At 61.0% G+C, this 22,220-nt stretch carries 23 protein-coding genes; 18 read left to right on the forward strand and 5 right to left on the reverse strand.

Annotation, left to right across the window (positions count from 1 at the left end):
- Positions 1–17 precede the first annotated feature (17 nt).
- From WH7805_RS04345 to WH7805_RS04365, 5 genes are read left to right on the forward strand one after another with little or no spacing between them, the layout of a single operon-like run.
- Complete coding sequence (locus WH7805_RS04345; RefSeq protein ID WP_038004401.1) at positions 18–1,166, forward strand: serine hydrolase; 1,149 nt, start codon at positions 18–20, stop codon at positions 1,164–1,166.
- Positions 1,163–2,584 carry a DUF3370 domain-containing protein gene (locus tag WH7805_RS04350; RefSeq protein ID WP_006041774.1) on the forward strand — a complete coding sequence of 474 codons (1,422 nt, stop codon included), beginning with the start codon at positions 1,163–1,165 and terminating at the stop codon, positions 2,582–2,584. The genes WH7805_RS04345 and WH7805_RS04350 overlap by 4 nt, the downstream gene beginning before the upstream one ends.
- Positions 2,581–3,669, forward strand: coding sequence for a magnesium chelatase ATPase subunit I (bchI, locus tag WH7805_RS04355; protein ID WP_006041775.1), 1,089 nt, complete (start codon positions 2,581–2,583; stop codon positions 3,667–3,669). The genes WH7805_RS04350 and bchI overlap by 4 nt, the downstream gene beginning before the upstream one ends.
- A gap of 18 nt (positions 3,670–3,687) precedes the next feature.
- Positions 3,688–4,152: a crossover junction endodeoxyribonuclease RuvC gene (gene ruvC, locus WH7805_RS04360; protein ID WP_006041776.1), complete on the forward strand. Its 465-nt coding sequence runs from the start codon at positions 3,688–3,690 to the stop codon at positions 4,150–4,152.
- 14 nt (positions 4,153–4,166) lie between these two features.
- Positions 4,167–4,754 (forward strand): 5-formyltetrahydrofolate cyclo-ligase, encoded by a 588-nt coding sequence (locus tag WH7805_RS04365; RefSeq protein ID WP_006041777.1) that lies wholly within the window; start codon positions 4,167–4,169, stop codon positions 4,752–4,754.
- A gap of 65 nt (positions 4,755–4,819) precedes the next feature.
- Here WH7805_RS04365 and WH7805_RS14675 read toward each other — a convergent pair whose 3' ends face one another.
- Entirely contained in the window at positions 4,820–5,023 is a 204-nt protein-coding gene (locus tag WH7805_RS14675) for a hypothetical protein (RefSeq protein ID WP_198005730.1), read from the reverse strand.
- On the opposite strand from WH7805_RS14675, the gene WH7805_RS04375 reads away from it, so the two are divergent.
- The 6 genes from WH7805_RS04375 (at position 5,022) to WH7805_RS04400 (ending at position 10,317) form a co-directional block, all read left to right on the forward strand.
- The gene (locus WH7805_RS04375) at positions 5,022–5,489 is read left to right on the forward strand and encodes a hypothetical protein (protein WP_050752013.1); all 468 of its coding nucleotides are present in this window, start codon (positions 5,022–5,024) and stop codon (positions 5,487–5,489) included. The genes WH7805_RS14675 and WH7805_RS04375 overlap by 2 nt on opposite strands.
- A 7-nt stretch (positions 5,490–5,496) precedes the next feature.
- The gene (locus WH7805_RS04380) at positions 5,497–5,958 is read left to right on the forward strand and encodes a SufE family protein (protein WP_006041780.1); all 462 of its coding nucleotides are present in this window, start codon (positions 5,497–5,499) and stop codon (positions 5,956–5,958) included.
- A 35-nt stretch (positions 5,959–5,993) separates the two neighbouring features.
- Entirely contained in the window at positions 5,994–7,310 is a 1,317-nt protein-coding gene (locus WH7805_RS04385) for a homoserine dehydrogenase (RefSeq protein WP_006041781.1), read from the forward strand.
- Positions 7,311–7,400: 90 nt separating this feature from the next.
- A complete protein-coding gene (locus WH7805_RS04390; protein ID WP_006041782.1) occupies positions 7,401–7,643 on the forward strand; it encodes a hypothetical protein in 243 nt (80 codons plus the stop codon).
- A 140-nt stretch (positions 7,644–7,783) separates the two neighbouring features.
- Complete coding sequence (locus tag WH7805_RS04395; RefSeq protein ID WP_198005765.1) at positions 7,784–9,298, forward strand: ABC transporter substrate-binding protein; 1,515 nt, start codon at positions 7,784–7,786, stop codon at positions 9,296–9,298.
- Positions 9,298–10,317, forward strand: a complete 1,020-nt coding sequence (locus WH7805_RS04400) for an ABC transporter permease (protein WP_006041784.1) — start codon at positions 9,298–9,300, stop codon at positions 10,315–10,317. The genes WH7805_RS04395 and WH7805_RS04400 overlap by 1 nt, the downstream gene beginning before the upstream one ends.
- Before the next feature lie 15 nt (positions 10,318–10,332).
- Here the strand turns inward: WH7805_RS04400 and WH7805_RS04405 are convergent, their stop codons facing one another.
- The gene (locus WH7805_RS04405) at positions 10,333–11,967 is read right to left on the reverse strand and encodes an alpha/beta hydrolase (protein WP_006041785.1); all 1,635 of its coding nucleotides are present in this window, start codon (positions 11,965–11,967) and stop codon (positions 10,333–10,335) included.
- Between the two features lie 62 nt (positions 11,968–12,029).
- Here WH7805_RS04405 and WH7805_RS04410 point away from each other — a divergent pair, with 62 nt between their 5' ends.
- Entirely contained in the window at positions 12,030–13,223 is a 1,194-nt protein-coding gene (locus WH7805_RS04410; protein WP_006041786.1) for an MFS transporter, read from the forward strand.
- Positions 13,189–13,866: a Coq4 family protein gene (locus tag WH7805_RS04415; RefSeq protein ID WP_232198948.1), complete on the forward strand. Its 678-nt coding sequence runs from the start codon at positions 13,189–13,191 to the stop codon at positions 13,864–13,866. Before WH7805_RS04410 ends, WH7805_RS04415 begins: the two co-directional genes overlap by 35 nt.
- Here WH7805_RS04415 and WH7805_RS04420 read toward each other — a convergent pair.
- Entirely contained in the window at positions 13,863–14,132 is a 270-nt protein-coding gene (locus tag WH7805_RS04420) for a SemiSWEET family sugar transporter (protein ID WP_006041788.1), read from the reverse strand. The genes WH7805_RS04415 and WH7805_RS04420 overlap by 4 nt on opposite strands.
- Before the next feature lie 51 nt (positions 14,133–14,183).
- Between WH7805_RS04420 and WH7805_RS04425 the strand changes: the two genes are divergently transcribed.
- Positions 14,184–14,552, forward strand: a complete 369-nt coding sequence (locus tag WH7805_RS04425; protein WP_006041789.1) for a hypothetical protein — start codon at positions 14,184–14,186, stop codon at positions 14,550–14,552.
- 18 nt (positions 14,553–14,570) lie between these two features.
- On the opposite strand, the gene ychF is transcribed toward WH7805_RS04425, so the two are convergent.
- On the reverse strand, positions 14,571–15,662 hold the full coding sequence (gene ychF, locus WH7805_RS04430) for a redox-regulated ATPase YchF (protein ID WP_006041790.1): 1,092 nt from the start codon (positions 15,660–15,662) through the stop codon (positions 14,571–14,573).
- An 85-nt stretch (positions 15,663–15,747) separates the two neighbouring features.
- Between ychF and WH7805_RS04435 the strand changes: the two genes are divergently transcribed.
- Genes WH7805_RS04435 through cysS form a run of 3 tightly spaced genes read left to right on the forward strand, consistent with a single transcriptional unit; the run spans position 15,748 to position 21,465 of the window.
- Positions 15,748–16,923, forward strand: a complete 1,176-nt coding sequence (locus WH7805_RS04435) for an efflux RND transporter periplasmic adaptor subunit (protein WP_038004407.1) — start codon at positions 15,748–15,750, stop codon at positions 16,921–16,923.
- Positions 16,924–16,947: 24 nt separating this feature from the next.
- Positions 16,948–19,914, forward strand: a complete 2,967-nt coding sequence (gene polA / locus WH7805_RS04440) for a DNA polymerase I (protein ID WP_006041792.1) — start codon at positions 16,948–16,950, stop codon at positions 19,912–19,914.
- A 51-nt stretch (positions 19,915–19,965) separates the two neighbouring features.
- Positions 19,966–21,465 (forward strand): cysteine--tRNA ligase, encoded by a 1,500-nt coding sequence (gene cysS, locus WH7805_RS04445; protein ID WP_006041793.1) that lies wholly within the window; start codon positions 19,966–19,968, stop codon positions 21,463–21,465.
- 10 nt (positions 21,466–21,475) lie between these two features.
- Here the strand turns inward: cysS and WH7805_RS04450 are convergent, their stop codons facing one another.
- Entirely contained in the window at positions 21,476–21,721 is a 246-nt protein-coding gene (locus tag WH7805_RS04450) for a hypothetical protein (protein ID WP_006041794.1), read from the reverse strand.
- 85 nt (positions 21,722–21,806) lie between these two features.
- Between WH7805_RS04450 and WH7805_RS04455 the strand changes: the two genes are divergently transcribed.
- Positions 21,807–22,220: a DUF2721 domain-containing protein gene (locus WH7805_RS04455; RefSeq protein ID WP_006041795.1), complete on the forward strand. Its 414-nt coding sequence runs from the start codon at positions 21,807–21,809 to the stop codon at positions 22,218–22,220.

A 22,220-nucleotide genomic window follows, 5' to 3' on the forward strand; every position in this document is an offset into this window, starting at 1 on the left:
TTTTCCAAAACAGCCCCTTGTCCTCCAGTCGATCCAGTCGCCAGTCCTCAGGCTGGGGTCGCCCGATGCGGTTGCTCCTGAGACTCATCCTGATGGGTGTAGGGCTCGGCGTGATCACTGGATCCCTACTCAAACTGGCGGGCCCGGCTTTCCAGAGAGAGAGCCTCACCCTGCCTCCATGGCTGACGTTGCCAGGAACGACTCGCGCGACTGAAGCGGAGGCCGCGAAGCCCACAACAACGCCCAAGCCCACGAGACGTGATCCATCGCTTGGACTTTTCCAAACGAAGAACGAACTCACCGCGCTGAGTGATCGCTGGAATCAGCTGGCTGCTAGCGAGCCTGATCTCACGGTCAGTGCCTTCATGCTTGTGCTGGACGACGGACGTTATGCGCAACTCGCACCCGACACCGCTCTTCCCGCTGCCAGCTCGATCAAGACACCGATTCTGCTGGTCACCCTTGAGGAGATTGACGACGACAAGCTCAGCTGGAATGAACCGCTCACACTCACCAAAGAAGTGGTGGGCGGCGGTGCGGGATGGATGGCCTCCAAGCCCCTGGGCTCACGCTTCCCCACCCATGAAGTCGCCACCGAAATGATCCGGGTGAGCGACAACACAGCCACCAACCTGCTGATTGATCGGCTTGGCGGAAAAGACGCGCTCAACGCCCGCTTCATCGCCCTTGGCATGAGTGCGACTGTGGTCAACAACTGGTTGCCAGACCTCGAAGGAACGAACACCACGAGCGCAAGGGACCTCGCCCGTTCCATCGCCCTTGTCGACACCGGCAAAGCCCTGTCGATTCGCAGCCGGGATCTGTTCCGAGAGGTGATGGGCACTTCAGTGACCAACACGTTGCTCCCCAGAGGGCTGTTAAGAGGGCTTGGCGGTCAGCAGGGTGAACCTGACGACAGCCTGATGATCAAGGGCTACAGGGTGCTTAACAAAACTGGAGATATCGGGATTGCCTACGCCGACGCGGGGCTGATTGAACTTCCAGATGGCAGCAGAGCCGTTGCCGCTTTCTTGGTGAAAGGCCCTTTCAATGATCCCCGTTCAACGGAACTGATCCGCAAGCTGGCTGCCGCGATGGCGCCGGTTCTCAAACCCAAACCCGCCGTGGCCCGCAAAACACCCGACGCCGCCAGCATCAACCCATGACCTGTTCTCGCTCCTGGCACCCTCTGACGGCCTTCGCCCTGCTGGTGTCTCCTTGGATCGTCTCACCCTCCATGGCCCGGGGAGACCATCTCCCGATGGAGGTGGCCAAGGCGCCACAGGCAGTGATTCGCAGTCAGCAGGTGCGCGTCCTTCCGGGACAGCTGGATGAGGTGCTGGTCGTGAACGACAACAATCCTGAGCTGATCACCGGTGAAGGCATCCTGGTGTCCACGTTCCGCCAACCACCTGGCCTCGATCTGGCTCTGAGCGGTCGCTTCGACCTCTTCAGCCATCACGTGTTTGCAGGCAAAGAAGACGAATCAAAATCCACCCTTTGGCTTGCGGTGCTGGCGCAACCGACCGGAGATGCGGCGGTGACCATGAAGCTGCTGGGAGGCAGCACCTCCCTGTCTCAGGCCACCCGAAAGGGGCAAACAGCAGCCCCCTTCCTGCCCCTGCCCGCGCTGATGAGCGAGTCCGGCACCCCCATCGCCGCCGGTCCCGGAAGCCGTGTTGCCGGAGACATCCTGCGGGACGAGAGCGCACCGGAACTGCCAGACAGCTGGCGGATCGCCCCAGGATCCGCCAGTGCCCTTGTGGTCTTACCCATTCCGGTCGAAGGTCTCGATCCCCTCCTGAACGGGCGCAATCTGCAGATGCGTCTGCACAGTTCAGGGCCTGTGCATCTGGCCACGGTGGCCGCCTACGGCGAAGGCGACAGGGCACCATCGCTCAGTCGTTTGCAGAGCCTGCTGGCATCAGGCCAGCAGAGCCCGAAAGAACACACCCCCACACCGCGCGGCAGCCAAGGAAAGATCATTTATTCCAGGGTGAGCGGTGTTCAAATCGGCTCCACCTGGACAGCCACTCTGACCGACCCAGGCTCCCGTGATTTGGCCCTGACCGGTCAGGCGGTGTCCTGGCCGATCAGCAGCCTCGAACGCGGAGACCTGCAGACGGGCCAGGTGCAGACAGCCGAACTCAAAGTGTTCGAGAAGGGCACCGCCTGGGCCGCCCACGGCAACTACGGCGTGGAATATGACCTCTCCCTTCCCCTCAGAAACCCCGGCCCCACACATCGCACAGTGGCGCTTGCCTTGGAATCACCCGATAAGAACGGAAGCAACGCAAAGCGACTGCGATTCAGCGGTGGGGACAGCAGCCCAGTGATGTTCCGCGGACCCATTGAAGTCCGAGGCCTGGATGATGAACAGGGGCAGGCGCAAGGCCGGAGGCGATTTCACCTGGTGTTGCGCCGCGGCCAGCAGGGGCCACAACTCGGTCGGGTGACCCTGGCGCCGGGCGAGCGTCGCCAGGTGCGAATCCGGCTGATCTACCCAGCGGATGCGACCCCACCACAAGTTTTGTCAATCCTGCCTGTGAAACAATCCACAACAGCATCAAACCGTCGTCCGTGAGTTCACCGCGCAAGCGCAGAGTCTTCCCTTTCACCGCCGTGATCGGCCAGGAGGAGATGAAGCTTGCCCTGCTTCTGAATGTGATTGATCCCCGCATTGGCGGCGTGATGATCATGGGTGACCGAGGCACGGGAAAATCCACCACGATCCGTGCGCTGGCCGATCTTTTGCCCGGAATCGAGGTGGTCGCCGGCGATCCTTACAACAGCTCTCCCAGCGATCCCGACCTTCAGAGCAGCGATGTACGCCAGCGCCTTGACCATGGCGAAACTCTGGCCACCGAAGAGCGTCAGGTCCCCATGGTGGATCTCCCTCTCGGTGCCACCGAAGACAGGCTCTGCGGCACGATCGACATTGAAAAAGCCCTCAGCGAGGGAGTGCGCGCCTTTGAACCTGGCCTGCTGGCCAAAGCCAACCGAGGGCTTCTGTATGTGGATGAGGTGAATCTCCTCGATGATCACCTGGTGGACGTACTTCTCGATTCAGCAGCCTCGGGCTGGAACACGGTGGAACGGGAAGGGGTTTCGGTGCGTCACCCGGCACGCTTTGTTCTGATCGGATCCGGCAACCCCGAGGAAGGCGAACTGCGACCACAGCTGCTCGACCGTTTCGGCATGAGCGTGGAGGTTCGCACCGTTCGCGATCCTGAGCTGCGTGTTCAGGTAGTGGACCAACGGACAGCCTTCGATACGGACCCTGACGGCTTTTCCAGCGCCATGGAAGAGGGACAGCAAGCCCTGCAGCAGCGGGTCGTTGAGGCGCAACAGCGTCTGGATCAGGTTGAGATCGACGATGACCTGCGTCTGCGCATCTCTGCCGTGTGCGGAGAGCTGGATGTGGACGGATTGCGAGGAGACATCGTCACCAACCGAGCCGCTCGAGCCCTCGCAGCCTTTGAGGGTCGTACGGAAGTGACCGAGGATGATGTGGCCCGCGTGGCCTCCTGTTGTCTGCGTCACCGTCTGCGCAAAGATCCGCTCGAGCAGATCGATTCCGGCGATCGGGTGGTGAAGGTGTTCTGCAAGGTGTTCGAACGCAACGACAGCGGCGATCGAACCGAGTTCGAGTTGGCTCTGGCAGCCTGAACACCGCCCTCCTTCCCAGTGCGCATTCTCGGCATCGACCCCGGCCTCGCTCGGGTGGGCTACGGCGTGATCGAGACCGCGGGAGGAGAGCAGACCATGCTCGATTGCGGCATCATCCAAACCGATTCAGGGCGTCCTGAGGGTGAACGCATGGTCGAGATTGCCCGGGATCTGCGCCAGCTCATCCGAGCCTGGAATCCGGAGCTTGCGGCCGTCGAGAAATTCTTTTTCTACCGATCCAGCAACACGATCGCCGTCGTGCAGGCGCGTGGAGTGGTGATCATGACCCTCGCCCGATTCGGACTGCCGATCGTGGAATTTCCGCCGATGCAGATCAAACAAGCCCTCACAGGCCATGGGCATGCGGACAAAGATGAAGTACTCGAAGCCGTGATGCGCGAGCTGTCTCTCGACAAGCCACCAAGACCAGATGATGCGGCTGACGCCCTTGCCGTGGCTCTGACGGGTTGGTTTCAACGCTGACAGGTTTAATCCCGATGAACAACCGCAAGCGGGAGCTGCGCCGCGTGTATCGGCAGCGGCGGCTACAAGCTCTGGTTGATCACCGGAATCTTCAAGCCGTGATCGCCCAACAGGTTCTCGACGAGATCCGCGAGCGGCATGCCCAAAGCCCGTTCCAGGGACATCTCGGTCTGTACTGGCCCCTCCCGGGGGAAGTGAACCTCACGGTGCTTCGGCCCCGTCTTGAGGAGGAACTGACGTTGAAGCTGGCCCTGCCGGCTGCCGATGGCCAGGGTCATCTCAACTATCACCTCTGGGGCCCTCAACCCTTAATCCCTGACGGCTGCGGTATTCCTGCCCCTCTCAACCACCCCCCACTCACGGCTGATCAGCTGGATCTGCTGCTGGTTCCAGCCCTGGCCGTTGACCGAGACGGCATTCGCCTTGGCTACGGCGGGGGCTACTACGACCGCCTCAGGGCCCAGCCACTTTGGTGCGAGGTGCCGGCCATGGTGGTGCTTCCAGGAGCCTGCATCAGCCGAGACGCTTTGCCCCGGGATCCCTGGGATCGCCCCTTCGATGGATGGGCGAGTGAACAGGGCGTTTGTAGGGTCGGAGGTTGAGATCCCAAGGCAAGCTGGTGAATCCAAACACTCCCATCAGCCCGGCGCGGCGCCAGCAGGATTCATCAGACCCGCAACATCTGACACTGGCCCAGAGGGTGATTGCCCGTGAACTCAGCGAGCGAGGCACCGATCAGCATCAGGCGGTGGGGTTGATGCTGGATTCCATGGGGCACATGTTCCGCGCTGTTGCGCACCAATCCTGAGCCCCCCTCTGGCCTCAGGCCCGTATCAGCTGCAGGATGGGGTCCCGAGTCCTGGAAGCCCATGCCCCTGTGGCCACGCCTTTTTGCACTCTCTGCCGTCGCCGTGATCTCCGGAGTGCTCCACCAGCCATCAGCTGATGCCCACGGCGTGGAAAGCAGCTTGCGCTACCTCGATGGACAGCTCGAGTTAACGAGCAGTTTCTCGACGGGAGAGCCCGTGGAAGGGGCTGTTGTGAGATTGCTTCAGGCTGACGGCAGCGCTGGCGAAGAACTGGGCACGATCGACGCCGACGGACGCCTACAGCTTCAACTCTCGGCGCTGGAGGATGGATTGGTGGACCTTCAGGTGGACGGGGGACCCGGTCACCGCGATTACCTCACCCTTCCGCTTCAACAGGGCGTCGTGAATCTCGACGAAGTGGTTGAGACCCCAAAGCCTCTTCCCTGGATCGCCTGGCTGTCCGCACCGGCTTTGCTTGGCCTGGTACGCACGATGGCTAAGGTTCGAGGCCACGATCGCGATCACTGACTCGGCCATGGCAGACCAAGGCAACGCGTCGACCCGCTATGGCAGCGCAGCCTTAGATCAGCTCACCGAACGCCTTAGTGGCACGCCAGATCCACGCAAACGTTACGAATACGTGCTTTGGTTGGCCAAAAAACTTCCGACCATGCCCGCCGAGCTTCAGACGGAGGAGCGCAAGGTGAAGGGATGCGTCTCTCAGGTGTTCATCGCCTCCGACCTGATTGACGGACGCCTGCGCTGGCAGGGTGATTCGGATGCCCTGATCACCAAGGGACTTCTGGCGCTTCTGATCAAGGGGTTGACGGATCTGACCCCAGCAGAGGTGATGGCGGTGGACCCAGGAGTGATCGCCGCCACCGGACTGCAGGCCAGCCTGACCCCCTCACGCGCCAACGGTTTTCTCAACATCCTGCGCACGATGCAGGCCCAGGCCGAAGCCCTGACGACTGGGTCAGGGTCGACCGCTGCCTAAAGTTTGAGGTTCATTGCAATCAATGGACCCGCCCCATGGCGACAAGGATCGGCATCGGCCTGCTTGGCCTCGGAACCGTCGGCGCCGGTGTGGCCTCTATTCTCTCGAGTCCTGAAGGTCGTCACCCACTCATTGCCGAGCTGGACCTCGTGCGGGTCGCCGTACGCGACCTCAATCGTTCCCGCCCAGTCGCCATCCCCCAAGAGAGGCTGACCACCAATCCTGAATCCGTGGTGGACGACCCCGAGGTTCAGGTGGTGGTGGAGGTGATGGGCGGCATTGAGCCTGCCCGCACCCTGATCATGCGCGCGATCGCTGCGGGCAAGTCGGTGGTGACTGCGAATAAAGCCGTGATCGCCCGCCATGGCGAGGAGATCGCATCCGCCGCCGCTGCAGCAGGGGTGTATGTGCTGATCGAAGCCGCTGTTGGCGGTGGCATACCGATCATCGAACCGCTGAAGCAGTCCCTGGGCAGCAACAGGATCAACCGGGTGAGCGGGATTATTAACGGCACAACCAACTACATCCTCAGCCGCATGGCTGATGAGGGGGCTGACTACTACGCCGTTCTCAAGGACGCACAGGATCTCGGTTACGCCGAAGCCGATCCCGCCGCAGACGTCGAAGGTCACGACGCCGCAGACAAGATCGCCATTCTCTCCGGCCTGGCCTTTGGCGGACCGATCGATCGCGACGCCATTCCAACCAGTGGGATCAGCAATCTGCAGAGCAAGGATGTGGACTACGCCACGCAGCTCGGATATGGCGTCAAACTGCTGGCCATCGCCGAGCGGATTGAAAGCACCAGCGACGCTTCACCGGCTCTGCCCCTGGCCGTACGCGTGCAACCCACCATGGTCCCGAAAGACCACCCCCTAGCCGGGGTTCATGGGGTCAACAACGCCATTCTCGTCGAGGGAGACCCGGTGGGCCGGGTGATGTTCTATGGGCCCGGTGCCGGGTCAGGGCCCACCGCCTCGGCGGTGGTGGCCGACATCCTCAATATCGCTGGAATCCGCCAACTCAACGCCGCCGCTGGCGGCCTCGACCCACTGCTGGCGGCAAGCAGCTGGCGCGCGTGCCGCCTCGTTCAGGGAGGTGAAATCCGCCAGCGCAATTATGTGCGTTTCAACACGGATGACGCGCCCGGGGTGATCGGCCGAATCGGCAGTTGTTTTGGAGACCAGGGGGTCTCCATCCAGTCGATCGTGCAGTTTGACGCCTGCGACGAAGGCGCTGAGATCGTTGTGATCACGCACGAAGTGAGTGATGGGGCCATGCAGAAAGCCTTGCGTGCGATCACGTCTCTTCCGGAGGTTCGCCTCCTGGCCTCACACCTCGGCTGCCTCTGACCCCTGGCGGACACCCCCAGCCATGGGGCAGAGTCGTAAGAACCATCACAGAGCAGGTCTGCATTCGCAGATCTGTGCTGAATACCGTTCATGCCGAACGAAACCTCCGTCCTGATCGGGCAACGCTGCATGCAGCTCGAATCACCATCCGTCATGAGCCTGCATCAAGGCGACTGCATCCGGCTTCGCAGCAATAACGGGTTGTTCCAAGTGATTGGAATCGATGGTGATCACGATCGTTGCTGGGTGCGTCAGTGGCCTTTGGAACCCAAAGGATCGCCCGTGTTTGAAGTGCCTCTCCATCAGATTCACAGCGAAGCACGTGCCGATTAAGGCCTCAGGGCTTTTGAATAGCCAGGTCTGAACCCCCAGGCGTGAGCGAATCCAGCACGACAGGCCGCGGCCAATCCGCGTTTCCTTGGCTCAGGGGTTCCCTGAGCCTGGTCGGGACCCTGGCTCTTTGTGTTGGCCAGATGGCCTGTCAGCCCAGCCGCACCAGCGACCGCCTCATCGTGGCCAGCGCAGGACGCATTAGTTCCCTCGATCCGGCCCGCGCCAATACCTTCGGGGCCCTGCAGCTCCTGAGTGCCATCGGGGACACGCTCTACAGGCGTTCAGCCAACGGGGAACTGCAACCGTCCCTGGCCTCAGCCCTGCCTGAGATCAGCGAAGACGGACGCACCGTCACAATTCCGTTGCGAGACGACGTTGTTTTCCATGACGGCACACGCTTCGATGCCGAAGCGATGGCCTTCAGTCTGCGCCGGTTTCTGCGCATCGGACGTCTGAATTACATCGTGGGCGGTCGCATCACCGCCGTGGAGACCCCGAAGCCGTTTCTGCTGCGACTACGGCTCAGCCGACCGTCAACCTCTTTGGTGAATCTGCTTACAGCCACGAATCTCACGCCGGTCTCACCCACCGCCTACAGCGATTATGAGAATCGTGCTCTCAACGACCGCTTTGTCGGCACTGGTCCTTACCGACTGACCAATTTCAGAGCCGTTCAGCAGCGACTGGAGCCCTTCGAGGAGTACTGGGGAGAACCACCACGCAATGCAGGGCTGGACCTGATCTACCTGAGCAATTCAACGGCTCTCTTTGGCGCCATGCGCAGCGGCGAAGTTGATGTGCTGCTCTCTGATGCCATCGACGAAGATCAGCGCCTGGCCCTCAATCGCATGGCCGAGAACGATCAGCTGCGGGAGGCCCAAGGTCCGGCCCTCGTGATCGGCTACGTCACCTTGCTGAGCAATACCCCACCGTTCCAAGACCCACGGGTGCGCAGGGCCATGGCCCTTAGCCTCAACCGGGAACTGATCAGCCGGAGGGTCAGCCACGGGCTGCGCCCCCCGCTTCGCTCCCTCGTTCCGCCGGCCTTGCCGGGGGCTGATGGTGTTTCCTGGCCCAGCTTCAACATCGCGAAGGCGCGAACCCTGCTGCTGGACGCGGGATATTGCAATGGGCGGGTGCTCACTGTGCCCTTCACTTATCGGTCGAATGTGCCAGCCGATCGCCTGATGGCCCTGACCTGGCAAACGCAGCTGCAGCGCGACCTCCCCGACTGCCTGGCCCTGAACCTGAATGGCATGGAATCGACCACCGTGTACCGCCAGCTCGGAGATGGAACATTTCCTGCCGTGATGCTCGATTGGCGGGGGCCCTATCCGGATCCAGAGGCTTACCTAGCTCCGCTGTTGAGCTGCAAGGTCTCCAAGGGGTTCATCTGTGAACGCGGTGAAGCGGCCATCAGTGGAAGTTTCTGGACCGCTCCAGGCCTTGATGAAGCCTTGAAGCGATCCGATCGCAGCCGCGGCCGCAAGCGTCTGGATGATCTCGAAGCCATCGAAGCTGTCGCTGCAGAAGGAGCTGCCTACATCCCCGTCTGGCTGGTCACAGCCCGAGCCTGGAGCCAGACCACACTCGCCACGCCGGAATTCGACGGCAACGGACAGGTCAGGTTGGCCCAACTCAAGGAGGTGCGTTGATGAGTCGCGGACGCGAACTGCTGCGCTACGTCAGCACGCGCCTTGCCCTGGCGCCGGTCATGCTTTGGTTGATTTCCTCCTTGGTGTTCCTGCTTCTGAGGGTCGCTCCTGGCGATCCGGTGGATGCCGTTCTGGGAAGCCGCGCACCTGAGGCCGTCAAGGCTGAGCTACGCGCCCAGCTCGGCCTTGATCAGTCCCTGGGCAAGCAGTATTTCGATTTTCTCTGGGGCCTTGTGCATGGCGATCTGGGCATGGCGTTGATCGATGAAAAGCCTGTGACCGAGATCATCAGCAGGGCCCTTCCCGCCAGTCTGGAGCTGAGTGTCACCGCTCTGGTGGTGGCTGCAGTGGTCGGACTCTCCGTGGGATTTACAGCCATCGCCCGATCCGAAGGACGCCTGGATCTTGCCGGACGTTTTTATGGAATCGGCACCTACGCACTGCCGCCATTCTGGGTGGCCATGCTGGCCCAGCTTCTCTTCGCGGTGATGCTCGGCTGGTTACCCGTAGGGGGTCGTTTTCCCCCTGGAATGCTCCCTCCAGAGGGAAGCGGCTTTCTGATTGCCGACAGCTTGTTCAGCGGAAATTGGCAAGCCCTTCAGGGCAGCCTGCGACACCTTGTACTCCCAGCCTGCACATTGGGGCTGCTCCTGAGTGGAGTGTTTACGAATGCACTTCGCCTGAATCTCAATCGAACCCTTCGCTCCGATTACGTAGAAGCCGCACGCAGTCGCGGGCTGAATGAAACGCAAGTGGTGCTCAGGCATGCACTACCCAATGCGCTGCTCCCAGTTTTGACCATCGCCGGCATCACCGTGGCTTCGTTGATCGGCGGTGCGCTGCTGATTGAAGTGACATTTTCGTGGCCCGGCATCGCCCTGCGTTTGCAGGAGAGCATCAACCAACGTGACTACCCCGTTGTGCAGGGAATCGTGGTGGTGGTGGCCTCTCTAGTCGTCCTGGTGAGTGTGGCGGTGGATCTGCTGGTGGCACTTCTCGATCCAAGGGTGCGCTACTAGCCAACCGATGCAGCGTCAATCGAGCAAACGCGTGGCTGCCCCCTGATTCAACCGATAAAGATGCAGGGAACCCACCTGGACATGTTCGGCGTCTCTCTCTCCTGGCTTCACCATGCGACCGGTTTCCAACCTGTCGAGAAAGCGCAGGATTTCCTGTTCCAGCAAAGCCTGAACCTGAAGCGGCTGCACACCGACGAGCTCCTCCCCAAGCTGGAACAGATCTTGCCCCTGACTGCCGCTCTGACCCTCCACACGCACCGGGGAAAAATGACTGGCTCCTTCCACCAGCACCACGCGCGTCCCAGGGTTGGGCGGCAAGGCCCGCAAAAGACCCAACTGTTCGCTGATGGGAGGTGTGATCAGGTCCAAGGAACCACCGCTGAGCAATACGGGCACATCGCTGGCAACGGCCACGTTCTTTGGCCAGAGCAGGCTGCCGAAACTGTTGAGACCCACGACACCCGCCAGCGAGGGAGGGGGGACAACAGACGGCAGAGACACATCCTGGATCTGGCATTGCAGAAGGCGGGAGAGATTGCTGAGTGGCAGATCATCCAGCGCCCTTTGGCAGCGAAGGCCCAGGCCAGGCTCAGGCTGCGCTCCACTTGCCAGTAGAGCCGTCAGAGCACCAAGGGAATGCCCCAAAAGCACCAGTTGATCGCCCGAGAGTGGTAGCTCTCCCCTCTCGAAAGCCGAGAGCACTTCCTGAAGATCTTGCAGACGTTCCGGAAGCACTTCGGCGCCTGGTGGAGGACGCCGCCCCTCCAAGAGGGCCTGTACAGCGACGGCATCACTTCCCGGGTGCTCCAACACGACCACTGGCCAGCCGTTGCGGCTGAGAGCACGCCCTAACCAGCCGAAGTGATCAGGGCTTCCGCCCAACCCCGGCATCAGCACCAGCCAGGACCTGCGTACCAATTCGACCGAAGTGTCGGGCAACCACAACTGCAGTTGAAGAGCACGCTCGCGGTGGGGCACTGGCAGAGCCCAACGCTCGAACCGCGCATCGGCGAACGCTGACGATTGAGTGGCTTGTACCAAGCGTCGCTGAGACACAGGCTCGCGGCCAAGACGCTCCACCAACGAAAGTTGACGCTCGAGTTGCAGGCGCCAACTGGCCGCTACATCCAGCAGCGCATCGAGATCAAGACGAACCTTCTGGGCCGGGAGAGCCTCTAGTAACTCAAGCGTGGTCACCTCCGGGCGCTCCTCAAGAAGCCGCTCAAGGGTGGCCTGAACCGTCACACCTGTCGTTTCGTTATCCACCTGCACCAGATCACCCACCTGATCCAACAGCTGGCGACCTGCCCAGCTGTTGAGGATCTGGCGCGTCATGCTGCTGTCATTGATCAGGGGTGCTTGAAGCAGATCGATCACCCCTGACCTGCTTTGCTCTTCCAGCAGGTTGAACCAGACGCCCAGCTCAGAAGAACGCGTCCCTCCACTGCGAACCCAGACACTCAAATCGTCGATGGAAATCGGCAACGCCATCCCGTCAAGACGAACCTCCAGCTCACTGGCTGCATGTCCTGGTCGCGGAGGGGCAGCCCAGAGCAGCAGACTGCTCATGAATCCCGCAGCAATCAGTCGTCCTGTTAAGCGTCCTCCCAAGGCCAAGGCCAATTCTCTGGTGGAGCCAGTTTCCCGCATCTCTGCAGGAAGTGGCGTCAATCCGGTTGCTGGCTTCTCTCGGCGCAGGAGGGGTCATCTACATGACACCGATCGTGTTCCATCAAGCCAGCTTCTCCGCCAGTCAAGTCGGCCAGGGACTGGCAGCTTCGGCACTGATCGGCACGGCGGCACGGCTGATGAGTGGAGTGCTTCTCGATCGAGGCCTGTCCTGTTCCTGGCCAGTCCGTATTGCAGCTGTTCTGGCTCTTCTTGCTGATCTCGTGCTGTTCCAGGCCCAAGGTTTCAGCGGATACCTGGCCGGTCAGTTGTTGATTGGAGTAGCGGCAGGTTTCTATTTTCCAGCGATTGAACTGGCTGTTCCCCTGAGTTGTACGGGATTTAACTCCAGTCGCGGGTATGCCCTCGCCCGCAGTGCCGACGCCCTCGGCGTCGCCATCGGAGCCCTGATCGGTGCGGCGTTGACCGCTTTGGGGCTGATCCGTGTGGTGTATCTGGTGGAGGCAGCGGCCGTGATCCTGATGCTGGTAGTGCTCAGCCTGCGCCCCCTTCCGGATGGCCGCGCCGCCCTGCTGCATCCCACCGTTGAAGACTCAACCAACACAGATCTGGCTTCTGAAGGCTGGCATTGGCTACCCCCTCTGGTCCCGGTGCTGGCGGTGAGCATTGTGGCCACTGGCATCATCGCGCTCATGCAGAGCGCGCTCCCCCTGGATCTGGTGCGCGGCGGCCTGGCCAGAGCACCTCTGAGTGAAGCCTGGAGCGGCACACTGATCGCCCTACAGCTGGCACTTCTCGTGACGCTGCAATGGCCTGTCGGCAACTGGGTCTCACGCCACAGTCTCCGATTCGGGCTTGGAATTGGGCTCGGGGGTTTTGTGTTGGGATGCGTTTTGTTAGCCGCTTCCGCTCTCTGGAGTGGAGGAATCGCACTCATTGCGCTGGCCATGCTGCCGATTGCCTTTGGAGAAGCCGCCTTCCTTCCCACAGCCGCCGAAGCGATGGTGGAGGAAACACCCCTTCAGCATCGAGGCCTGGCTATGGCACTGTTCTCCCAGTGTTTTGCCATCAGCGCCACTGGAGCTCCTCTGATGGCGGGGTTTCTGCTTGATCAGCAGGGCCATGGCCTGCTGCTCTGGGTCTTGATGGGCTCGCTTTGTTTGCTGATGGTGCCGCTGCTGAAAACGGTGAGGCCCCGCTATACCCCAGGTTTAAGCGCCATTCCCCTGGAACAATCCAACAATGTCTCGAGCCCGAGAACTGCTCCGCTCCGTTAAGAATCTGTCGATCATCCGTGAGATGGCCGCCACCGACGGTGGCCTCCAGAGCGTCGGGGATTTGGTCGACAACTTCATCGACAGCGAGGCGATGGCCATCTGTGTGGAACGTTTCAAGGCCTTGCCGGGAGGTGCGGACATGGTCGAGCAGCGCTATCCCCCCTTCCAGCCAGACCTTTCTGCGCTGGAGGCGCTCCCAAAAGGAAGCCTAGGCCAGGCCTACGCGGGCATGATCCGCAAGCTCAACTACGACCCCGACTTTTTCCGACCTAGAGACACCAGCAGTGAAGCGCTTTGGCTGACCCAGCGGATCGCCACCACCCACGATCTCCATCACGTGATCGGCGGGTTCAACACCCAGGCTGCTGGCGAATCGGGTGTGCTGGCCATCACGGCAACGCAGATCGGCTTTCCTGCCTACGTGCTCATCAATACCTTGGCGTCCTTCCGCGCCTTCCGCTTCGCCCCGGCAGAGCTGGCCGGCGTCAGCCGGGGCATTGCCTTCGGCAACCGCATCGGACTTGAAGCGAAGCCCCTGGTGCTGCAGCGCTGGGAAGAAGCCTGGGACAAGCCCCTGCGTCAGTGGAGGCAGGAACTCGGTGTTCACAGTGCGGAAAGCGAAGCGTTCGGTGCGGTGTACTAACGCTCTCCGCGCAGGAAGCGGTGGCGGATCTTCTTCTGCAGCACGAAGGCCGCAGGAATGAACGTGAGGCCATTGGCCACGATCAAAGGACCATTCCCTGTGAGGCATCCGAACACCCCCCAGATCGCCACACCACTGGTGAACAGGCCATACATCGAAAGCGAAATGGATCGCGTGTCATCCAGACGCAGTGTCTTGATCGCCTGAGGGAAGAAGCTGATGGTGGTTAGGGCTGCAGCTGTATAACCGATCGCATCCACATCCATGGCATGAGGGATCGGCGAGATCCATAAACTGCCGCCAGTCTTGCCAAAGCCATGGCGTTCTCTCGCTCAACCGTGCAAATCCTGGCGGGGGCATCGAGCGCACTCGCGCTGCTGGCCTGCAGCATCGGGGAGCTTGTTCAACCCGTTCAAGCATCCGAAACCCGGCAGGCTCTGGTGGGATTGGCCGCCTACGCCGAATGCAAGGTTTTAAACAGTGGCTACAGCCGGGCAAGGGCACAGGCGATCGTGCAGAGCGGTATCAAAACCAATGGATGGCAGCAACAGGCTGAATGGTTGAAATCGCCGCAAGCCATCCGTGTCGTGGCACTCACCAGCGAAGCCATGAACCAAACCTGCGATGACTTTGATCAGAACAGCCCTGACTTCATCCCAGCGATGAAGGCCCTCGATGCGCTGTGAACGAAGCGCTGAACGTGATTACACGTTGAACAAAAACTCCATCACATCTCCCTCATCCACGACATACTCCTTCCCCTCACTACGGAGCCAACCCTTATTTCGCGCTTCAACCAGAGACCCGGCCTCGAGCAATTTGTCGGTGCTGATGGTCTGGGCGCGGATGAAACCCCTCTCAAAATCAGTGTGTATCACCCCGGCGGCCTGGGGAGCAGTCATTCCGGCCTTGAAGGTCCAAGCCCGTGTTTCCTTCTCACCGGTGGTGAAGTAGGTGCGAAGGCCGAGAAGCCGATAGGTAGCCCTGATCAGACTCTGCAGACCACCCTCAGTCACACCCAGACCATCGAGATAGTCCTGACGTTCTTCATCACCGAGCTCAACCAGTTCAGCTTCCACCTGGGCAGAGATGCGCACGGTTTCCGCGCCCTCCTTTGCCGCTAGGGCAACAATTTCCTCACAAAACGCGTTTCCGGCTGCCAGATCGTCCTCGCTCACATTGGTGGCATAAATGATTGGCTTGGCCGTGAGCAAGCCCAGCGGTTTCACCATCAGAGCCTCCTCATCACTGAGCTCCACACTGCGTGCGGCACCACCCTGCTCAAGCACCACTTGAATGCGTTCGAGAGCCGCATCCTCAACCTGGGCCTCCTTGCTGGTACGCACTTGTTTCTTGAGGCGCTCCCGCCGCTTCTCAATCTGCGACAGGTCCGCCAAGCCGAGCTCAAGATTGATCACCTCGGCATCTCGGGCCGGGCCGACCGCACCAGACACGTGGATCACATCGTCGTCTTCAAAACAGCGGATCACGTGAACGATCGCGTCCACTTCACGGATGTTGGCAAGGAACTTGTTGCCCAGTCCTTCTCCTTGGCTGGCGCCTTTCACAAGCCCAGCGATGTCTACGAACTCCATCCGCGTGGGAATGATTTCAGCACTGCTGCTGAGATCGGACAGCAACTGCAACCTGGAATCAGGCACGGCCACCGTGCCGACATTGGGCTCGATGGTGCAGAACGGGAAATTGGCCGCCTGTGCCTGAGCGTTGGCCACCAAGGCATTGAAAAGAGTGGATTTGCCCACGTTGGGCAACCCGACGATTCCGGCTTTAAGCATGCCGTGAAATCTATCGTCAGTGGTTCTTTTTACCCAGTCATGGCGCTTACGCGCGAGAATGCGTAAAGAATCATGTTCGGCGTCGATGGGGAGCCAAAAAAGCGAGACCTCCGAAGGGGCCACGCAAGAAGCCCTCAGGTCGCTCACCCGACTGAGCGGGATCAAACGCAGACGATGGAGATTGATCGCAGCCACTGCAGCCGTTCTTGTACTGAGCGGCGGTGCTCTGCTTTGGATCAAGGGGTCTGGATCCGGAAGGGAGAACAAACTTGCGAATTACACCGCCACGGCTGAACGGGGAACCCTTCCAGGTGTGATTACTGCCAGTGGTGAACTCGAAGCGATTCGACGCGTGAACGTGAGCCCAAAGCGTCAGGGCCTGCTGGATGCACTTTTTGTCGATGAAGGCGATGCCGTCACCAAAGGACAGGTGCTGGCCCGCATGGAGATCGGAGACTTCACTGATCGCAAGGACGAGCTCTCGGCCCTCGAGCGCCAGGCACGGGCGGACTACGAGGCAAAACGGGCCGATTACCTCCGCTACAGAAAACTCAAGGACAGTGGAGCGATCAGTGCATCTGATCTTGACGGTTTCCGCGCAGCGTTCCTGAGCAGCAAGGAAGCTTTGGCCGCAGCCAGGGAGCGCATTCAGCAGCGTGACGTGGAAGGAAGTGAACTTCTCATCCGAGCCCCCTTCAGCGGGGTGATCACCGAGCGATTCGCCGAACCGGGTGCCTTCGTGACTCCCACCACCACCGCCTCAGCGAATGCCGGAGCCACCAGTGCATCCATCGTTGAGCTCTCCGAAGGTCTTGAAGTGGTGGCGAAGGTGCCTGAAAACGACATCGGTCGGATTCTGGTCGGCCAAAACGCGAGCGTCCGTGTGGATGCCTTCCCCGATCAGCGCTTCCCTGCACGGGTCAGGGATATCGCTCCGCGGGCAGAGAAAACCGACAACGTGATCTCCTTTGAAGTGGAGTTGACCCTGATCGATCCTCCGCCGACCCTGCGCATCGGCATGACGGTGGACGTGGATTTCCAGACCGGTCGGACCGCTGAGAGCACCCTGGTGCCCACCGTGGCGATCGTGACGGAGAACGGCCAGCCCGGTGTTCTCCTCGTTGGCAAAGACAGCCAGCCCCGCTTCCAGGTGGTGGAACTGGGCTCCAGCAGCGGCAGCCAGAGTGCGATTCTCTCGGGGGTGAAACCCGGCTCAAAGGTATTCATCGACCTTCCGCCTTGGGCGAAGAAGCGCGACTGATCGAGATCCGACCTGCCCGAATCCATGCCTGAAACCCCCGAGAAACCCCTGCTGTTGCTTGTGGATGGCCACTCTCTGGCCTTTCGCAGCTTTTATGCCTTCAGCAAAGGAGGTGAGGGCGGATTAGCCACAAAAGACGGCCGGCCGACCAGCGTGACCTATGGCTTTCTCAAAGCCCTGCTCGACAACAGCAAAGGCCTGAAACCGGAAGGAGTGGCGATCGCCTTCGACACCGCTGAGCCCACCTTCCGCCATCAAGCCGATGCCAACTACAAGGCCCATCGGGATGTGGCCCCTGAGGTGTTCTTTCAAGACCTGGATCAACTGCAAACGATCCTGCGCGAACGCCTGAAGCTCCCCCTCTGCCTGGCTCCTGGATACGAAGCCGATGACGTGCTGGGAACCCTGGCCAACCGTGCTGCCACCTCGGGCTGGCGCGTCCGCATCCTCAGCGGGGATCGGGATCTGTTCCAGCTGGTGGATGACCAGCGGGACATCGCCGTGCTCTACATGGGGGGCGGACCCTACGCCAAGAGCAGCGGACCGACCCTGATCGATGAAGCCGGCGTTGTGGCCAAACTCGGGGTGATGCCTGACAAGGTGGTGGACCTCAAGGCTCTCACCGGCGACAGCTCCGACAACATCCCTGGCGTGAAGGGGGTCGGCCCCAAGACGGCCATCAATCTTCTCAAGGAAAACAACGACCTCGACGGTGTCTATCGCGTGCTGGAGGAGGTTGAAGCCGAAGGTCCCAAAGCCAGTCGCGGTGCCGTGAAGGGTGCGCTCAAGGGAAAGCTCGGCGCCGATCGCGACAAGGCCTACCTCTCCCGCCATCTCGCTGAAATCCTCGTCGACATCCCCCTACCGGAGGAGCCTGTCCTGGAGCTTGGAGCGGTGGATGGTGAGGGACTGGAGGAGCAGCTTCAGGAGCTCGAACTCAACAGTTTGGTCCGCCAGATCCCAAGCTTCGTGGCCACCTTTTCGAGCGGCGGACTAACGGCGAACGCCCATCTTCTTGAAGATGCAAGCACCAAAAGATCAACGTCCAATTCCGCCGTTGCAAGCACAGATCCAGCGCCTGCGGCGGACATCGCCGAATCCACCCTTCCCCAACTCACGCCGCTGGTGATCTGCTCGCAGGATCAACTGCAGGGCTTGATGCAGCAACTGATGGGGTGCACCAACCCAACTGAACCGGTGGCCGTGGACACCGAAACCACGGATTTGAACCCCTTCAAGGCCCAGCTGGTGGGCATCGGTGTGTGCTGGGGACCCTGGCTCAGTGACCTGGCTTACATCCCTGTGGGGCATCAGGCCCCTGAAGGATCCCAACTGCCACTTGAGGTCGTGTTGGAGCAGCTCGCCCCCTGGTTGAGCAGCCCCAAACACCCCAAAGCGCTGCAGAACGCTAAATACGACCGCCTGATCCTGCTGCGTCACGGTTTGCTCCTGGGCGGCGTGGTGATGGACACCCTGCTGGCGGATTACCTCCGCGATGCAGCGGCCAAGCACAGCCTCGACGTGATGGCCGAGCGGGACTACGGCATCACTCCCACCGTGTTCAGTGACCTGGTGGGCAAGCCCAAGGACGGCAAGGCCAGCTGCTTTGCCGAAGTTCCCATCGATCAGGCAGCGCTCTACTGCGCGATGGATGTGCACCTCACCCGCAAGCTTGCGCTTGATCTGCGCGAGCAGCTCCAGACCAGTGGCCAGCAGCTGACCAACCTGCTCGACCGGGTGGAACTACCGCTGGAGCCAGTGCTGGCCCTAATGGAAGCCACCGGCATCCGCATTGATCTCACCTATCTGGACACCCTCTCTAAAGAGATGGGCGAGACCCTGACGCGACTCGAGGCCAATGCCAAGCAGGCGGCCGGCGTGGACTTCAACCTGGCGTCTCCCAAGCAACTGGGAGAGCTGCTCTTCGAGACGCTGGGCCTGGACCGCAAGAAATCTCGCCGCACCAAAACGGGCTACAGCACCGATGCCACCGTGCTGGACAAGCTCGCGGATGACCACCCCGTGGTGCCGCTGGTGTTGGAGCATCGGGTGCTGAGCAAACTCAAAAGCACCTACGTGGATGCGCTGCCCCAGTTGGTGGAGGCCGAAACCGGGCGCGTGCATACGGATTTCAACCAGGCTGTAACGGCCACAGGCCGTCTCAGCAGCAGCAATCCCAACCTCCAGAACATTCCAATTCGCACCGAGTACAGCCGTCGTATCCGCAAAGCCTTTCTGCCCCAGGAGCACTGGACCCTTCTCAGCGCCGATTATTCACAGATTGAGCTGCGCATCCTCACGCACCTCTCCGGGGAGGAGGTGCTGCAGCAGGCTTACCGCGATGGCGATGACGTGCATGCCCTCACCGCCCGGCTGCTTCTCGACAAAGACGAGATAACGGCCGACGAGCGCCGGCTGGGCAAAACGATCAATTTCGGTGTGATCTACGGCATGGGCGCCCAGCGCTTCGCCCGCGAAACCGGGGTGAGCCAAGCGGAAGCCAAAGAGTTCCTCAGCAAATACCGGGAGCGGTATCCCAAGGTGTTCGCGTTCCTGGAACTGCAGGAACGCTTGGCCTTGAGCCGTGGCTATGTGGAAACGATCCTGGGCCGGCGCCGGCCCTTCCACTTCGACCGCAACGGCCTCGGTCGTCTTCTCGGCAAGGATCCCTTCGAGATCGATCTCGATGTGGCTCGCCGCGGTGGCATGGAAGCCCAGCAGCTACGCGCCGCTGCGAACGCACCGATTCAAGGCTCGAGTGCCGACATCATCAAGCTGGCGATGATTCAGCTGCAGGCTGCTCTGCAGCAGCAGTCCCTTCCCGCTCGCCTGCTGCTGCAGGTGCACGATGAACTGGTGCTGGAGGTGGAGCCTTCTGCTCTGGAAGACGTGAAAGCTCTGGTGGTCTCCACCATGGAGACGGCTGTGGAGCTGAGCGTGCCCCTCGTAGCCGAAACCGGCAGCGGCAGCAATTGGATGGAAGCGAAATAACTGACCTGAACCGTTCACCGGTTAGGCCGTAACCTCGCCCGCAGATCCCGAATGCCTGTGTCCCTGCGGTTCACCAACACACTCACCCGCCGCACGGAACCGTTTCAGCCCCTGAAAGAAGGGCAGGTGAGCATTTATTGCTGTGGTGTCACGGTCTACGACCTCTGCCATCTGGGCCATGCCCGCAGCTACATCAATTGGGATGTGCTGCGCCGTTATCTGATTTGGAGTGGCTACGCCGTCACCTTCGTGCAGAACTTCACCGACATCGACGACAAGATCCTCAAGCGTGCTGCGGAGGAGGGTTCGTCGATGGAGGTGGTGAGTGAGCGCAACATCGACGCGTTTCATGCCGACATGGATGCCCTGGGCATCCTGCGTCCCGATCGCATGCCCCGAGCCACCCGCTGCCTTGAAGGGATTCGGGCCCTGATTTCTGAGCTGGAGGCGAAGGGTGCTGCCTATTCCGCCGAAGGAGATGTGTACTTCGCGGTGATGAAACATGCCGGCTACGGCAAGCTCAGCGGCCGCGACCTGGCTGACCAACAGACCAATGCGGACGGACGGGTGGCTGATGCCGAGGAAGCGCGCAAGCAACACCCCTTCGACTTCGCCCTCTGGAAAGGGGCCAAAGCCGGTGAACCCAGCTTCCCCTCACCCTGGGGTGACGGCCGGCCCGGTTGGCATATCGAGTGCTCCGCCATGGTGCGCGAGGAGCTCGGCGACACCATTGACATCCACCTTGGGGGTGCCGATCTCGTGTTCCCACACCACGAGAATGAAATCGCTCAATCCGAAGCAGCAACCGGCCAGGAGCTGGCGCGCGTGTGGCTGCACAACGGCATGGTGAATGTGGGCGGAGAAAAGATGAGCAAATCACTTGGCAACTTCACCACCATCCGCGCCCTGCTGGAGAGTGGCCTCTCCGCCATGACGCTGCGGCTCTTTGTGCTCCAGGCCCACTACCGCAAGCCGCTCGATTTCACCAGCGATGCGCTGGAGGCCGCAACGACCGGTTGGAAAGGGCTGAACGCAGCGCTCAGCCTTGGTGATCTCCATGCGGAAGCACTCGGATGGGGTGCCGCAGCCCCCATGAACGGAGGAGCGGTTCTCGCTTCTGCGCCCTCAGCCAACGAGATGCTGCTCGGCGCACGACAGCGCTTCAGCGATGCCATGGACGATGACCTCAACAGCTCCGGGGCGCTGGCGGTGCTGTTCGACCTGGCCCGTCCGTTGAGGGCACTGGCCAATCGCCTCGACCGGGGCGATGCACCAACCCACAGCGATGACGAAGGCCGGGGGCTTCAGCAGCGCTGGTTGCTGCTCAGGGAGCTCGCTGGGGTTCTGGGGCTACGGCTGGAGCACCCCTCAGGCAACGACACGGAGACGGACCTCGACAGCCAAGCCATCGAAGCAGCGATTGAGGCTCGCCGGATGGCCAAACAATCGAAGGACTTCGCAGAAGCGGATCGGATCAGGGCGGAGCTCACCGCCCAGGGCATCGAACTGATCGACAAACCGGGCGGAATCACCGAGTGGCGACGGGGCTGACCAGCAGAGCTCAGGGCTTGCGCTGCTGATTGGCCATCAGCGCTTCGATCTTGCGGATTCTCGTGAGAGTGGTGGTCCAGACCTCAAGACGAAAGCGTTGATCGCCAAGCGTGGGATCGGAGGGATCCGCACTGTCGATCCAGGCCTGCAGTGCGCTGATCTTGTCTTCTGGATTCTCCCTGGCTTCGAAGGCATCCCAAAGCTCCCGTTCCAGCCGAGCTCGCTCAATGAAATTCCAGCGTTTGAGCCACAGCATGGAGATCCCTACATCTGGGCACCTGTCTACCGGATTCAAGCGGCCATCAGAGCTAGCTTCAAGCGATCCGAGCCATGAACAGGAGATGCAGCCGGAAAGTCTCTCCAAAGCAATCCAGCTTTCTGTGGCTCCGGTGTTCTTGCTGACAGGCATCGGCGCCTTGATGAATGTCCTGTCGGGGCGCTTGGCCAGGATCGTTGACTACGCCAGACAATTACGCAGCACCGCCGATGCCGGTAAAGCCGTGAATGACGTGGAGCGTCGTCTGATTAGGCAGCGGATGCAGCTCGTCATTCGCTCAATCGAACTGATGACAGCGGCCACCCTCCTGATCGCCGCCATGGTGTCGGCGATGTTTCTCAGTGTGATTTCCAGAGTCAACCTCACCCTCGTGGTGGCGCCGCTTTTCATCACCTCGATGAGTCTGATAATGATTGCTGCGATCTGCTTTCTCCGAGAAGTGCGGCTGGCGTCAAATCAGCTCAAGCGAATGATCTGA

Origin of the sequence: Synechococcus sp. WH 7805, from assembly GCF_000153285.1 — a bacterium.
Taxonomy (GTDB): domain Bacteria; phylum Cyanobacteriota; class Cyanobacteriia; order PCC-6307; family Cyanobiaceae; genus Synechococcus_C.

What these genes read in the sequence shown, in the direction of transcription:
- WH7805_RS04450 (WP_006041794.1), bottom strand. Translation starts at nt 21,721, where the DNA reads ATGCTGTGGCTCAAACGCTGGAATTTCATTGAGCGAGCTCGGCTGGAA.
- WH7805_RS04425 (WP_006041789.1), top strand. Translation starts at nt 14,184, where the DNA reads ATGGCGTTCTCTCGCTCAACCGTGCAAATCCTGGCGGGGGCATCGAGC.
- ychF (WP_006041790.1), bottom strand. Translation starts at nt 15,662, where the DNA reads ATGCTTAAAGCCGGAATCGTCGGGTTGCCCAACGTGGGCAAATCCACT.
- WH7805_RS04420 (WP_006041788.1), bottom strand. Translation starts at nt 14,132, where the DNA reads ATGGATGTGGATGCGATCGGTTATACAGCTGCAGCCCTAACCACCATC.
- WH7805_RS04380 (WP_006041780.1), top strand. Translation starts at nt 5,497, where the DNA reads ATGGCAGACCAAGGCAACGCGTCGACCCGCTATGGCAGCGCAGCCTTA.
- WH7805_RS04375 (WP_050752013.1), top strand. Translation starts at nt 5,022, where the DNA reads ATGCCCCTGTGGCCACGCCTTTTTGCACTCTCTGCCGTCGCCGTGATC.
- WH7805_RS04410 (WP_006041786.1), top strand. Translation starts at nt 12,030, where the DNA reads ATGACACCGATCGTGTTCCATCAAGCCAGCTTCTCCGCCAGTCAAGTC.
- WH7805_RS04350 (WP_006041774.1), top strand. Translation starts at nt 1,163, where the DNA reads ATGACCTGTTCTCGCTCCTGGCACCCTCTGACGGCCTTCGCCCTGCTG.
- polA (WP_006041792.1), top strand. Translation starts at nt 16,948, where the DNA reads ATGCCTGAAACCCCCGAGAAACCCCTGCTGTTGCTTGTGGATGGCCAC.
- cysS (WP_006041793.1), top strand. Translation starts at nt 19,966, where the DNA reads ATGCCTGTGTCCCTGCGGTTCACCAACACACTCACCCGCCGCACGGAA.
- WH7805_RS04390 (WP_006041782.1), top strand. Translation starts at nt 7,401, where the DNA reads ATGCCGAACGAAACCTCCGTCCTGATCGGGCAACGCTGCATGCAGCTC.
- WH7805_RS04455 (WP_006041795.1), top strand. Translation starts at nt 21,807, where the DNA reads ATGCAGCCGGAAAGTCTCTCCAAAGCAATCCAGCTTTCTGTGGCTCCG.
- WH7805_RS04435 (WP_038004407.1), top strand. Translation starts at nt 15,748, where the DNA reads ATGGGGAGCCAAAAAAGCGAGACCTCCGAAGGGGCCACGCAAGAAGCC.
- WH7805_RS04400 (WP_006041784.1), top strand. Translation starts at nt 9,298, where the DNA reads ATGAGTCGCGGACGCGAACTGCTGCGCTACGTCAGCACGCGCCTTGCC.
- WH7805_RS04415 (WP_232198948.1), top strand. Translation starts at nt 13,189, where the DNA reads ATGTCTCGAGCCCGAGAACTGCTCCGCTCCGTTAAGAATCTGTCGATC.
- WH7805_RS14675 (WP_198005730.1), bottom strand. Translation starts at nt 5,023, where the DNA reads ATGGGCTTCCAGGACTCGGGACCCCATCCTGCAGCTGATACGGGCCTG.
- WH7805_RS04365 (WP_006041777.1), top strand. Translation starts at nt 4,167, where the DNA reads ATGAACAACCGCAAGCGGGAGCTGCGCCGCGTGTATCGGCAGCGGCGG.
- WH7805_RS04385 (WP_006041781.1), top strand. Translation starts at nt 5,994, where the DNA reads ATGGCGACAAGGATCGGCATCGGCCTGCTTGGCCTCGGAACCGTCGGC.
- WH7805_RS04405 (WP_006041785.1), bottom strand. Translation starts at nt 11,967, where the DNA reads ATGCGGGAAACTGGCTCCACCAGAGAATTGGCCTTGGCCTTGGGAGGA.
- WH7805_RS04395 (WP_198005765.1), top strand. Translation starts at nt 7,784, where the DNA reads ATGGCCTGTCAGCCCAGCCGCACCAGCGACCGCCTCATCGTGGCCAGC.